This is a genomic window from Burkholderia sp. IDO3 (assembly GCF_003366075.1).
GTDB lineage: Bacteria > Pseudomonadota > Gammaproteobacteria > Burkholderiales > Burkholderiaceae > Burkholderia > Burkholderia anthina.
The window spans coordinates 37,841-49,857 of record NZ_CP028962.1 but is presented as its reverse complement, the minus strand read 5'-3'; the positions used below and the strand labels follow the sequence as shown (position 1 = coordinate 49,857).

The window sequence follows — 12,017 nt, the reverse complement described above, 5'->3', positions numbered from 1 at the left end:
CGCCGCGTATCTCGTTCAGTGCGCGAGCGCCTCGCGCGACGCCTTCCGGGCGCTCGCGGTGCGCGTCGCGACGTCGAAGGCGGCCGCGGTTGCACCGACGTCTGCGTCGCCGCGCCCGACGATGTCGTACGCGACCCCGTGCGCAGGCGTCGCGTAGACGGTCTTCAGGCCGCCGGTCAACGTGACGCCCTGCGAGAAGCCGAGCAGCTTCGTCGCGATCTGCCCCTGATCGTGATACATGATCACCACCGCGTCGAAGTCGCCGCGGCGCGCCTTGATGAACACCGTATCCGACGGGAACGGGCCTTCGCTCGCGAGACCTTTCTCGCGCAGGGCTTCCAGCGTCGGACGAATGATCCGGATCTCCTCGTCGCCGAACAGGCCGTTTTCGCCGCCGTGCGGGTTGAGCGCGGCGACGCCGATGCGCGGCGCGGTCTTGCCGAAGGCGCGCATCGTGTCGTGAGCGAGCGTGAGCGCGCCTTCGATCCGGTCGGGCTTCACCATGTCGACGGCCTGCCGCAGCGCGACGTGCGAGGTCACGCGAAACGTCGAGAACTGCGGAATGATGTTGACTTCGCCGAAGTACCCGACGTGGCCCGTCCAGTCGGCGAACATCTGGTGCTCGTCGTGGTAGTTCCAGCCGCCACGATGCAGCGCTGCCTTGTTCAGCGGCGCGAAGCAGATGCCGTCCAGCTCGCCGGCCAGCGCGAGGTCGGTCATCACCTTGAGCGTCTCGCCGGTGAGGCGCCCCGATTCCGCGTTCAGTTCGCCGCGCGGGAAGCGGGCCGGGTCGATGTTGTGCAGGTCGATCAACGGCACCGCCGCCGCATCGTGCACCGCGTCCTTCACGTGCGCGATCTTCACGTACGGAATACGCTGGCCGGCGTCCTTCATGCCGAGTTCGAGCACGCGCTCGTCGCCGACGATCACGACGTCGGCTTTCTGCCGCGTCTCGGCAAGCGACAGCAGCTTGACGATCAGTTCCGGGCCGATCCCGGTGACGTCGCCGAGCATCAGGCCGATCAGGGGTTTCATGCGGGGGTTCTCCATATCGGTTGTAGTTGGAAGACAGGGGTTCATTCGCGATGCGCGGGCCGTTCACCCGCGTCGCCGGACAGCGGCAGTACGCTCGCCCAGGGGTTGTCCGCGCGATGGCGCGCTTCGAATGCGTCGATCTGCGGCAGCATCCTCAGCGACGCGCCGAGCACGTCGAGGCCGTCGAGGAACATCTGCCGGTGCCGTTCGTCCATGCGAAACGCATAGGTGCGGCCCGATGCGGTGCGCACCGTCTGCCCCGCGACGTCGATCGCGATGCGATGGGTCGCCGGGTTCGAGATCTCCGCGGTGATGGCGTCGATCTCTTCCGGTTTCAGTACGATGGCGAGCAGCCGGTTGTTCGCCGCGTTGTAGTAGAAGATTTCGCCGTAGCTCGGCGCGAGCACCGCTTCGATGCCGCCTTGCTGCAGCCCCCACACCGCGTGTTCGCGGCTCGAGCCGCAACCGAAGTTCGCGCCGCCGACCAGCACCTTCGCACCGGCATAAGCGGGCATGTTCAGCACGAAGCCGGCGCGGGGGCTGCCATCCGGCAGGAAGCGCAAGTCATGCAGCAGGCCGGCGGCAAGGCCCGACTTGTCGGTGCCGAGCAGGAACTGCTTCGGCATGATCTGATCGGTGTCGAGATTGGCGATCGGCAGCGGCGCGGCCACGCCGTTCATGCGCGAGAAATCAGGCATCGCGGTGCTCCCATTTGCGGATGTCGGTGATGCGCCCGGCGATCGCTGCCGCGGCGGCCATGGCGGGGCTCATCAGATGCGTGCGACTGTCGCGCCCCTGGCGGCCCTCGAAATTGCGGTTGGTGGTCGACGCGCAGCGCTCGCCGGGGCGCAGCACGTCGTCGTTCATCGCGAGACACATCGAACAACCCGGCTGACGCCATTCGAAGCCGGCCCTGATGAAGATCTCCGACAGCCCCTCCCGTTCGGCTTGCGCGCGCACCGTGCCGGAGCCCGGCACGATCATCGCGCGCACCGTCGGCGCGACCCGCATCCCGTCGCGCAGCATCGCGGCGGCAGCGCGCAGGTCCTCGATACGACCGTTCGTGCACGAACCGATGAACACCCGGTCGATCGGCGTGCCCTCGATCGATGCGCCCGGCGCGAGACCGATATAGTCCAGCGCGCGGGCGGTGGCTGCACTCGCGACGCGGTCCGCGCCGTCTTGCGGCGCGGGAATCAGGCCGTCGACCGGAATCGCCTGGTCGGGGCTCGTTCCCCACGTGACGTACGGCGCGACGTCGCTGGCGTCGATCGCGATTTCACGGTCGAACCCGGCGCCGGCATCCGTGCGCAGCGTGCGCCATGCGTCGATCGCCGCTTCCATCCGCGCTTCGTCCAGGTTGCCGCGATGCGCGCGCAGGTACGCGAAAGTGATGTCGTCCGGCTCGATCAGCACCGCGCGCGCGCCGGCCTCGACGGTCATGTTGCACAGCGTCATCCGCGCTTCCATCGACAGCGCGCGAATCGCGTCGCCGACGTATTCGACCGCATAGCCGCGCGCGCCCTGCGCGCCGATCTTCGCGATCACGCACAGTACGAGATCCTTCGCAGTGCTGACCGCTGGCAACCGGCCGTCGATCCGGATGCGCATCGTATGCGCGACGCGATACGACAGCGTCTGCGTGGCCAGCACGTGCTCGATCTCGGACGTGCCGATGCCGAATCCGAGCGCGCCGAATGCGCCGTAGGTGGTGGTGTGGCTGTCGCCGCACAGTACGACCATGCCGGGGCGAATCAGGCCCGATTCGGGCGCGACGACGTGTTCGATGCCCTGCAGCGGATCGTTGACGTCGAACAGCTTGATGCCGTATCGCGCGCAGTTGCGCGTGAAATTCGCCGCCTGGCGTGCGGCCGCGTCGATCGCGATCACGCGCTTGCCGACCGGATCGGGCCGCGTCGGAATCACATGATCGACCACGCCCATCTGCTGCCCCGGCCGCAACACGCCGACGCCGCGCTCGACGAGGCCGTTGAACGCCTGCGGACTGGTGTACTCGTTCATGATGTGCAGATCCGCGTAAAGCAGGACGTGCTCCGCGTCGAGCTTCGCGACAGTATGCGAATCGACGAGTTTCTGATACAGCGTGCGCGACACATCTCCTCCGATGAAATGGGGCGAGGGAATACGTCAGTGAAGGACGTTGGGTGCAAGCTGGCTTGCTATGGGAACTAGTCTATAGAGATGGTTGATGCATATAATGCATTTTCATTTAATCTATTTTTAACTTCAGTTTATAAATAGGTCTGCCAGTGGATTCCATCTCCGATCTCGCGTTTTTCGTGCAACTGGTCAAGCACGGCAGCCTGTCGGCGCTGGCGCGCGAAGTCGGCGTCACGCCGCCCGCGGTCACCGCGCGGCTGGCGCGGCTGGAGGCCCGGCTCGGGGTCCGGCTGCTGAACCGCACCACACGGCGCATCAGCGTCACGCAGGAGGGCGAGCTGTATCTGTCGCACGGGGCGCGGCTGCTGCTCGAACTCGAGGAACTCGACCGGATGGTGTCGAGCGCGCGAGCAATACCCAAAGGGCTGCTGCGCGTGAACGCGACCTTCGGCTTCGGCCGGCGCCACATCGCGCCGGCGATATCCGAGTTCGCGCGGCGCTATGCGGAAGTGGAAGTGCAACTGACGCTGACCGATCGTTCGATTCGCCTCGCGGACGAGGCCTACGACGTCGGCATCTGGTTCGGCGAGGTGCCCGATTCGCGGCTCGTCGCGCGCAGGATCGCGCCGAACCGCCGGCTGCTATGCGCGTCGCCGGCCTATCTGAAGCAGGCCGGGACACCCGCCACGCCGCGCGATCTGCATGCGCACAAGTGCATCGTGCTGCGCGAGAACGATGCGGCCTACGGGACCTGGCACCTGAGCCGGGGGCGCAAGCAGGAAACGATCAAGGTCCGCGGTGCGTTGAGCAGCAACGACGGCGAGACCGCGCTCGTCTGGGCGCTCGAAGGCCACGGCGTGCTGATGCGCTCGGAGTGGGACGTCTACCCGCATTTGCGCTCGGGGGCGCTGGCGGTGGTATTGCCGGAATGGTCGCTGCCGGGCGCGGACGTCCATGCGGTATGCGGTGAGCGGCTCAACGCTTCGGCGAAGGTCGTGGCGTTCATCGACTTTCTCGTCGAATGGTTCGGCGGCACGGCGGGGCGCGCGGCGGGCAAGGCGAACGCGCGGAACTGGATGGCGCGCGGCGAATGACGGGCGAGCGGCTTCGGCGGCGCTCGACGAAAACGCGGTGAATCACAGCGCAACGGCGCGAAAACCGGCAGCAAGGATGCGCGCGCTACGGCGCGACTCGTGTGCGGTGGAGGATATCGAGCCGTCGAAGCGGAGCCGATTCGACGGCTGAACCGCGCTCCCGAATCTTCTCACCTTATGCACGCACCCGACCTGCGGACGGCCGGGAAGTCGAACGCCGATACGGGCGGGCAGGCGACGCGACGGCCGCGCCGCCCTTCGGCATTCAGGTCGTCCAGTCGAGAATCACCTTGCCGCTTTCGCCGGACAGCATCGCGGCGAAGCCTTGCTCGAAATCGTCGGCCGCGAAGCGGTGCGTGATGATCGGCGACAAATCGAGGCCGCTTTGCAGCATCGCGACCATCTTGTACCAGGTCTCGAACATCTCGCGACCATAGATACCCTTGATCTCGAGCCCCTTGAAGATCACCTGGTTCCAGTCGATCGCCGTCTGTGCGGGCGGAATGCCGAGCAGCGCGACCTTGCCGCCGTGATTCATCGCCTCGAGCATGCTCGTGAACGCGCTCGGCACGCCCGACATCTCGAGGCCGACATCGAAGCCTTCCGTCATCCGCAGGTCGGCCATCACGTCGCGCAGCGACTCGCGTGCGACGTTGACCGCGCGCGTCGCGCCCATCTTGCGCGCGAGTTCGAGGCGGTAGTCGTTGATGTCGGTGATCACGACGTTGCGCGCACCGACGTGCTTCGCGATCGCGACCGCCATGACGCCGATCGGGCCCGCGCCGGTGATCAGCACGTCCTCGCCGACGAGGTTGAACGACAGCGCCGTATGCGTCGCGTTGCCGAACGGATCGAAGATCGACGCGAGATCGTCGGAGATCTCCGGCGGAATCTTGAACGCGTTGAATGCGGGAATCGCCAGATACTCGGCGAATGCGCCCTCGCGGTTCACGCCGACGCCGACGGTGTTGCGGCACAGATGCCGGCGGCCCGCGCGACAGTTGCGACAGAAACCGCACGTGATGTGACCTTCGCCGGACACGCGATCGCCGATCGCGAAGCCGCGCACTTCCTGCCCCATCTCGACGATCTCGCCGACGTATTCGTGCCCGACGTGCATCGGTACGGGAATCGTCTTCTGGGCCCAGTCGTCCCACTTCCAGATATGGATGTCGGTGCCGCAGATCGCCGTGCGGCGAATCTTGATCAGCACGTCGTTGTGTCCGACTTCGGGGCGCTTCACGCGCGTGAGCGTGAGGCCCGGGCCGCGCTCGAGCTTTGCCAGTGCTTTCATGATCGCGCCTCCGTCAGACGATACCGAGCGACTTGCCGACGCGCACGAACGCGGCGACCGTCTGATCGACCTGTTCGGGCGTATGCGCGGCACTCATCTGCGTGCGGATGCGCGCACGGCCGCGCGGCACGACCGGGAACGAGAAGCCGATCACGTAGACGCCTTCGGCGAGCAACCGGTCGGCCATGTTCGTCGCGAGTTGCGCGTCGCCGAGCATCACCGGGATGATCGGGTGCGCGCCCGGCACGAGCGTGAAGCCCGCGGCCGTCATCTGTTCGCGGAAACGCACGCCGTTCTCGCGCACGCGCTCGCGCAGCGTCGCGCCTTCGTCGCTGCCGAGCAGTTCCAGCACCTTCAGCGACGCCGCGGCAATGCTCGGCGTCAGCGTGTTCGAGAACAGGTATGGGCGCGAACGCTGACGCAGCAGCTCGACGATCTCGCGGCGGGCCGCGACATAACCGCCCGATGCGCCGCCAAGCGCCTTGCCGAGCGTGCCGGTGATGATGTCGACGCGGCCGTCGACGCCGCAATGCTCGGGCGTGCCGCGGCCATGCGCGCCGATGAAGCCGACCGCGTGCGAATCGTCGACCATCACGAGCGCGCCGTAGCGATCGGCGAGGTCGCAGATGCCTTTCAGGTCGGCGATGATGCCGTCCATCGAGAACACGCCGTCGGTCGCGATCAGCTTGTGGCGCGCGCCCGCTGCGTCGGCTTCCTTGAGCTTCGCCTCGAGGTCGGACAGGTCGTTGTTCTTGTAGCGAAACCGCTTCGCCTTGCACAGACGGATGCCGTCGATGATGCTCGCGTGATTCAGCTCGTCGCTGATCACCGCGTCGTTCTCGTCGAGCAACGTCTCGAACAGGCCGCCGTTCGCATCGAAACAGCTCGAATAGAGGATGCTGTCCTCGGTGCCGAGAAACGCGGCCAGCGCGCGCTCGAGCTGCTTGTGCACGGTTTGCGTGCCGCAGATGAAGCGCACCGACGCCATGCCGAAGCCGTCCTGATCGAGCCCGGCCTGCGCCGCGGTGATCAGGCGCGGATCGTTCGCCAGACCCAGATAGTTGTTCGCGCAGAAATTCAGCACGCCGGCACCGCCGGCGAGCCGCACGGCCGCGGCCTGGGGACTCGCAATCTCGCGCTCGGTCTTGTAAAAGCCGTCCGCGCGGATCTGGTCGAGCGTCCCGCGCACCTGGGCGAGAAAGGCATCACGCATCGCAAAGCTCCTGACAGGGTTTCGCAATCCGTCGCGCGCCACTCGTGGCGGCAGCGCAACGGCCTGCTACTGTTATAGTCGGTCGTTCGGTTGACCGCATTTATCCGATATTCCGAACTAGAATTCGAAATATCGAACAACTCTAAGCGAACGGAAATCAAATGGCAAGTTCCCCCGCGTCGCGGCGCACGCGTGCCGACGCCGCACCGCAGCAGCCGGCCGTGACGCCGCCGCGCGTCGGCGAGCAGATCCAGCGTCTGCGCAACGAGCGCAAGCTCACGCTCGACGACCTGTCGCGCGCGGCCGGCGTATCGAAATCGATGCTCTCCGAGATCGAGCGCGACAAGGCCAACCCGACGATCGCGGTCGCGTGGCGGCTCACGAACGCGCTGGGCATCACGCTCGACGAACTGTTCTCGCAACCGAAAGCGCCCGAGACGATCCGTGTGGACGGCCCGCACGACATTCCGACGCTCGCCGGCCACGACGGCCGCTACCAGTTGCGCGTGTGGGGCCCGATCGATCTGGCCGGCAGGTTCGAGTGGTACGAGCTGACGCTGCCGGGCGGCGGCGCGCTCGTATCGAACGCGCACGAACCCGGCACGCGCGAACACCTGACCGTGCTGCAGGGCGCGATGGAAATCGAAGCCGCGGACGCGAGCCGGCGCCTGAAAACGGGCGACACCGCACGCTATCCGGCCGACACGCCGCACGCCATCCGCAACCCCGGCAAGGCCGAAGCACGCGCACTCCTGATCGTGATTCATCGCTGACGATGCGGATAGCTGGCCGAAAGGCCAGTTGCGGAAAATACTGTATGTTTGTACAGTATACGAACATTCCGCCATGCATGGCCGGAGTCGGCGCACCGAGGCGCCTGCTTCGGTCGACAGGAGCCTGCGATGACAGAAGAACAAGATTTGGCCGCGCTCAGCTTCAGGGCTGCCGCGCACGACCTCGAACTGATCGTCCACCATATTGCCGGGCGCTATATCCGGCAGCGCGTCCCGTTGTCGTGGCGTCTGCTGCACGCCATCGAAGCCGAGGCGCTCGCCGATCTCGGCTTTGCCAGCCGGCATGACGCCGGCATGCGCCAGCTGTTCGAACGCCCGTCGGACATGACCTTTCCCGAAACGGACGATCCGATCGACTTCGGCCGATCGAACGCACTCCCCGCCGTCTTCTCGTTCGCGGTGCTCGCCTATGAAGCAGCGGCGGCGTCGCAGAACGCGTCGTCTCGCGAGCGCGCTCACCGCCCGTCGAAGGCTTGGGGCGACTGACGCCAGGCTCGGGGCCGTCCAGCGCGGCGGCCTGCTCCAGCATCCTGCTTACTGCCCGCGACGTTGCGGAAAGGGCTACCATACACGCAACTAACGGAATAAATGACATGTCTCTTCCCACGCCCCCCGACATCCCCGTACGGCCTGAAGAAAAGGACCTGTTCGACCGCGGCGCGTCCGACTGGATCCTTTCGCCCGAAACCGCGTTCGACGCATGGCTTGCCATGCAGGACTACCGTCGCTCGTCGGCCGATGTCTATCGCGCGCAATGGGGCGCGTTTCTCACCTGGCTGAGTGCTCATCAGAAAAACCTCGCTACGGTCGATACCGCGTCGATCGCTCACTTCGTTGGTGAGCTCCCGATCCGGAAAACGCAACGCATGCGCTATTTGCGGTTGATCGAGCGCGTGCTCGACCATATCCGGCGTACCGAGTTCGCGTCGACCAACCCCGCCCGCTTCATTGCTCAGGATGGCGAAGCGACCTGGCGAAAAGCTCGCGACAACGAGCCGACCGGTTTCCTGACACCGGCCGAGCGCGCAAAGTTGCTGGCTTACCTGTTTTCGCCGATCGGCGTGTCCGGCTCCGCGTACTGGAAGGAGCGGCGCGATCGCGCGCTCGTCGCCGCGTTTCTGGGCGCCGGCGTGAAAACCGGCGAAGCACGCGCACTTACGATTAGTTGCATCAATACGAGCGGCACCTCGCTGCAGATCCAGTCGACGCATCCCGATTTCGCGCGCGAAACCCATCTCGCGTCGTTCGCGATCGCGCTGCTCGAAGCGTGGCTCGTGGAACGCAAGCGTCAGGAAATTCCGGGCGAACTCGTATTCCCCGCATCGCATGCCGGGCGGCCGATGCACAAGGCGACGATGCTCCGCGCGATCGATGCGATCGTCGAATCCGCCGGGCTCACGTCGTCGCGCACCGCGCGCGCGAGTCCGCAAACGCTGCGCAACACTTACGCGGCCGAATTGTTCGAACACGACGTACCGCCCGAGCGGGTCGGCAAATGGCTGGGTTTCATGCGGCCGATCTCGTCGAACCGCCTGCATCGCGCATGGAAAAACTGGCGCGACGATCTCGCCAACGGTGATGCGTCCGACCAGGACGAAACTCACTGATTCGGAGCAGGCTGCTCACGCGACATGATCCGTGAGCAGCCTTGTGTGGCGCAGCCTCACCGTTTCTCGGCTCCCGAAAAACCTCACCTCAAGCTTCCCGGACAATCTCACCTGTGAAGCCGCGCCGGCAATCGCCGGCTCAGCTGCGGGCAAAGCGCACGACAGCCTCGAATCGGGAAGGCCATGCCCCCGACGCATGTTCGCATTCGGGGCACGACACTTCGAAGCCGTCGTCACCATGTGACAGCTCCGGCTCTCCATCGCAATGCGGGCACTGGTTCGGAACCGGAATCTCATGATCCAGCGACGTCCCGATCGCGGAAAACGCGTCCGCGTCCAGTTGACCGGCATCGGCCAGCCGCTGAATCAGCGCCGAAATCTCCGGACTCATCCCGCGGCTCGCGCGCAGCGTGCTCACATCGCGCGTCGCGCGCTCCAGTTCGTCGCTTTGGGTCCGCAACTGCTCTTCGAGCCGGTCCGCGCGGGCCTTGGCCGAACTCAGTTGCTGAAGGAAATCGAATTCCTTGCGCTGCACGTCGCGCAGGCCGCTCTGGTAGGTCGATGCCATGCTGCGCAGCGAATCGAGTTCGACCAGCATTGGTTTGACGCGGCGTTCGGCTTCGGCCACCGCGTCCTTGATCTGCTGCGCATAGTGTTCGGTGCGCTGCTGCAACTCGGCCTGCAGCGTATCGATGCGATCGCGTAGCGCCGCGTTCTGCGTCTGTTCGGCGTCGACGCGGCCGGCCATTGCGGCCAGTTCCTTTTCCAGTCGGGCGACTGTGGTGAGCAGCGTCGCTTCGTTTGCCGAACCGTGAGTCGATTGCGACGCGAGCTGGACTTCGAGCTCGGTCACGCGCGTCTGCAACTGGTCGTTGCGGGTTTCGCTACGAGCCAGTGCCTCTTCGAGCGTTTCCTGGCGAACCGTGGCGTCGCGCAGACGCTGCTCCGCATCGGTCACGCCTGCGCGAATCTGTTCGCGGTCGACGTCGAGGCTCTCCCGGGCGGCTTTCAACGCTTCTTCATAGAGCGCACCGAGCAACGCCCCCGCCTTTTCCTCCACAGCTTTTGGAATTGCCGCGCCGTCGAGCCTGACCTTGGACGCGGAGCGAATGCGTTCCCAGAAATGATCGATGTCCTTCGGAATGTCGCTGGCGCTGCCGGTCTGGGTCAGATCCCGGACGTTGGCAGCTGACGGCCGAATGCCGAGATCGAAAAACAAACGCTTGCACGCATGCAGCGACAATTCCTGGCGTCGAGCGCCGCTCGCGCGTAGCGATTCGAGTTCTTCCCGGATGGCGTGGCGGATTTCATCCAGCGTCATGGCATGGCTCACAGACATTGATATGTTGCGATCATAACGAAATACGTATCTTTTGATACTTGTTTTCGTCGACCGTCGCGAATTTACGTCGCTTTGCACAGAAATCGGGTCTGTGAGCCGATCCAGGCGAGCCATGCTTCAAATTCCGTGAAACAAAGCGAAGAAAGTCCGTCAAGTCATTGTATTGCAAGCATTTTCCTGCATGCCCCCAAAAAGGGCATTTGTTTCACATGACGACTGATATCGCAGCCTGTGGGTGTTCAGGGGTTGGTGTGTCTGTGGAAAACTCGGGAACGTATGTCTTGAGAGTATTAGAAGTAAACACCCTTGAACCCTTAGTTAAAAACGTTAACGCCACGGCACAGCCTTATGTAGCAAGGCTTTCCGGGCGACAAGGTGAAGTTTTACGGGAATCAAGGTGATCTTTTGCGGGAGCAGAAGTGATGGGGTTCGGGGAGCTGCGTGAGCCGATGCAGGAAAGATCGTGAGCGGATTCGGGATCACAGTGAAACACGCGTTTTCCCAAAGGTGAGGCTTTTCGGGGGCGCACAGCCGCAGAACCCGCACTGTGTCGGCATGCACAGATTTCTGCCTGTGCAGACATAGGTGAGATTTTGCGGGACCTTCTTCCTGCCCCGATTCTGCCCATCTTTTAGGCGTTTTTCCAGAAAGGTGAGGTTTCACGGGACTCGCAGCGGATTTGCTGTGAGGATTTCCGGGAACCGGCCGCCATTTTGCACGGCAAAAGCACCCAGTGGAGCCTGTGAAGCCCGAAAGGTGAGGCTTTTCGGGAGGGAAATCCGGGTTTTCCTGCCCGGATCCCGTTGAGGTGAGGTTTTTCAGGAGATAAATCACAGCCGGCGGGCACGCTCACAGGTGAGAATTTTCGGGAGTGCTGTTTGCCCGAAAATTGGTCAAAGGTGAGGCTTTTCAGGACCTGTGACCCGAGGAATTCGGTGAAATGCCCGCCAGGACTGGCCGAAATCCGATTTTTTCTGTGCCACTTTTTGGCACAGGTGAGGTTTTTCGGGAGTCGACACACAGCTGTCGTACTCGCTTCGATGCCGGAAAGGTGAGATTTTTCGGGGGAAGATCACTGGACCCCGCGGAACGCCAGTTGCGCCTAAGTATCGGACGCCATTGAGATTTTTGATACCAAGACGGTTACGGTGAGATTTTTCGGGAGTCGCTTTTGCGTCCGTTGCAGCGCCGCTTTTTTCAATAAGGTGAGGCTTTTCGGGAGGTCTTGGCGGCCAATCCCGCGTGTGTCGGGGATTCGTTGGCGTGCGGATCACAGAATGACGGGTTGATTGGGTGAGGATTTTCGGGACCGAACGCATTCTGTGCGCTGTACAATGCGCGCCCGGGCCTGTGAAGCAGGTTGGCTCCACGCTTCGGAGCCGCTTTTCGGGCCGCGTTTCCGGATGCCGGAGATGATCGCGATCGGCCGGCCAGCCGCGCCTGTACATGCATACAGGCTTGCACAGGGCCGCCGAAGCGATGTCGTGACATGCAGTGGCGACGCTGTGACCGGCGCA

Annotated in this window: 10 protein-coding genes; 4 read left to right on the top strand and 6 right to left on the bottom strand. The window is 64.2% G+C overall.

The window, feature by feature from the left end; all coding sequences use genetic code 11:
* Positions 1-15: 15 nt before the first annotated feature.
* Genes DCN14_RS00220 through leuC form a run of 3 tightly spaced genes read right to left on the bottom strand, consistent with a single transcriptional unit; the run spans position 16 to position 3,150 of the window.
* Positions 16-1,035 (bottom strand): 4-hydroxythreonine-4-phosphate dehydrogenase PdxA, encoded by a 1,020-nt coding sequence (locus DCN14_RS00220; RefSeq protein WP_096508885.1) that lies wholly within the window; start codon positions 1,033-1,035, stop codon positions 16-18.
* 41 nt (positions 1,036-1,076) lie between these two features.
* Positions 1,077-1,733, bottom strand: coding sequence for a 3-isopropylmalate dehydratase small subunit (leuD, locus tag DCN14_RS00215; protein WP_096508884.1), 657 nt, complete (start codon positions 1,731-1,733; stop codon positions 1,077-1,079).
* Positions 1,726-3,150 carry a 3-isopropylmalate dehydratase large subunit gene (gene leuC / locus DCN14_RS00210; protein WP_096508883.1) on the bottom strand — a complete coding sequence of 475 codons (1,425 nt, stop codon included), beginning with the start codon at positions 3,148-3,150 and terminating at the stop codon, positions 1,726-1,728. Before leuC ends, leuD begins: the two co-directional genes overlap by 8 nt.
* A 155-nt stretch (positions 3,151-3,305) precedes the next feature.
* Here leuC and DCN14_RS00205 point away from each other — a divergent pair, with 155 nt between their 5' ends.
* Complete coding sequence (locus tag DCN14_RS00205) at positions 3,306-4,250, top strand: LysR family transcriptional regulator (protein ID WP_096508882.1); 945 nt, start codon at positions 3,306-3,308, stop codon at positions 4,248-4,250.
* Positions 4,251-4,515: 265 nt separating this feature from the next.
* Here DCN14_RS00205 and tdh read toward each other — a convergent pair whose 3' ends face one another.
* Together tdh and DCN14_RS00195 are read right to left on the bottom strand one after the other, a co-directional pair.
* Positions 4,516-5,544, bottom strand: coding sequence for an L-threonine 3-dehydrogenase (gene tdh / locus DCN14_RS00200; RefSeq protein WP_096508881.1), 1,029 nt, complete (start codon positions 5,542-5,544; stop codon positions 4,516-4,518).
* Positions 5,545-5,557: 13 nt separating this feature from the next.
* Positions 5,558-6,757 (bottom strand): glycine C-acetyltransferase, encoded by a 1,200-nt coding sequence (locus DCN14_RS00195; protein WP_096508880.1) that lies wholly within the window; start codon positions 6,755-6,757, stop codon positions 5,558-5,560.
* Positions 6,758-6,918: 161 nt separating this feature from the next.
* Here DCN14_RS00195 and DCN14_RS00190 point away from each other — a divergent pair, with 161 nt between their 5' ends.
* The 3 genes from DCN14_RS00190 (at position 6,919) to DCN14_RS00180 (ending at position 9,158) form a co-directional block, all read left to right on the top strand.
* A complete protein-coding gene (locus DCN14_RS00190; RefSeq protein ID WP_096508879.1) occupies positions 6,919-7,530 on the top strand; it encodes an XRE family transcriptional regulator in 612 nt (203 codons plus the stop codon).
* A gap of 129 nt (positions 7,531-7,659) precedes the next feature.
* Entirely contained in the window at positions 7,660-8,037 is a 378-nt protein-coding gene (locus DCN14_RS00185) for a DUF2471 family protein (RefSeq protein ID WP_096508878.1), read from the top strand.
* Between the two features lie 107 nt (positions 8,038-8,144).
* Entirely contained in the window at positions 8,145-9,158 is a 1,014-nt protein-coding gene (locus tag DCN14_RS00180) for a tyrosine-type recombinase/integrase (protein ID WP_096508877.1), read from the top strand.
* 139 nt (positions 9,159-9,297) lie between these two features.
* Here the strand turns inward: DCN14_RS00180 and DCN14_RS00175 are convergent, their stop codons facing one another.
* The gene (locus tag DCN14_RS00175; RefSeq protein ID WP_096508876.1) at positions 9,298-10,479 is read right to left on the bottom strand and encodes a DNA-binding protein; all 1,182 of its coding nucleotides are present in this window, start codon (positions 10,477-10,479) and stop codon (positions 9,298-9,300) included.
* Between the last annotated feature and the right edge of the window lie 1,538 nt (positions 10,480-12,017).

What these genes read in the sequence shown, in the direction of transcription:
- DCN14_RS00220 (WP_096508885.1), bottom strand. Translation starts at nt 1,035, where the DNA reads ATGAAACCCCTGATCGGCCTGATGCTCGGCGACGTCACCGGGATCGGC.
- leuD (WP_096508884.1), bottom strand. Translation starts at nt 1,733, where the DNA reads ATGCCTGATTTCTCGCGCATGAACGGCGTGGCCGCGCCGCTGCCGATC.
- tdh (WP_096508881.1), bottom strand. Translation starts at nt 5,544, where the DNA reads ATGAAAGCACTGGCAAAGCTCGAGCGCGGCCCGGGCCTCACGCTCACG.
- DCN14_RS00195 (WP_096508880.1), bottom strand. Translation starts at nt 6,757, where the DNA reads ATGCGTGATGCCTTTCTCGCCCAGGTGCGCGGGACGCTCGACCAGATC.
- DCN14_RS00190 (WP_096508879.1), top strand. Translation starts at nt 6,919, where the DNA reads ATGGCAAGTTCCCCCGCGTCGCGGCGCACGCGTGCCGACGCCGCACCG.
- DCN14_RS00185 (WP_096508878.1), top strand. Translation starts at nt 7,660, where the DNA reads ATGACAGAAGAACAAGATTTGGCCGCGCTCAGCTTCAGGGCTGCCGCG.
- DCN14_RS00180 (WP_096508877.1), top strand. Translation starts at nt 8,145, where the DNA reads ATGTCTCTTCCCACGCCCCCCGACATCCCCGTACGGCCTGAAGAAAAG.
- DCN14_RS00175 (WP_096508876.1), bottom strand. Translation starts at nt 10,479, where the DNA reads ATGACGCTGGATGAAATCCGCCACGCCATCCGGGAAGAACTCGAATCG.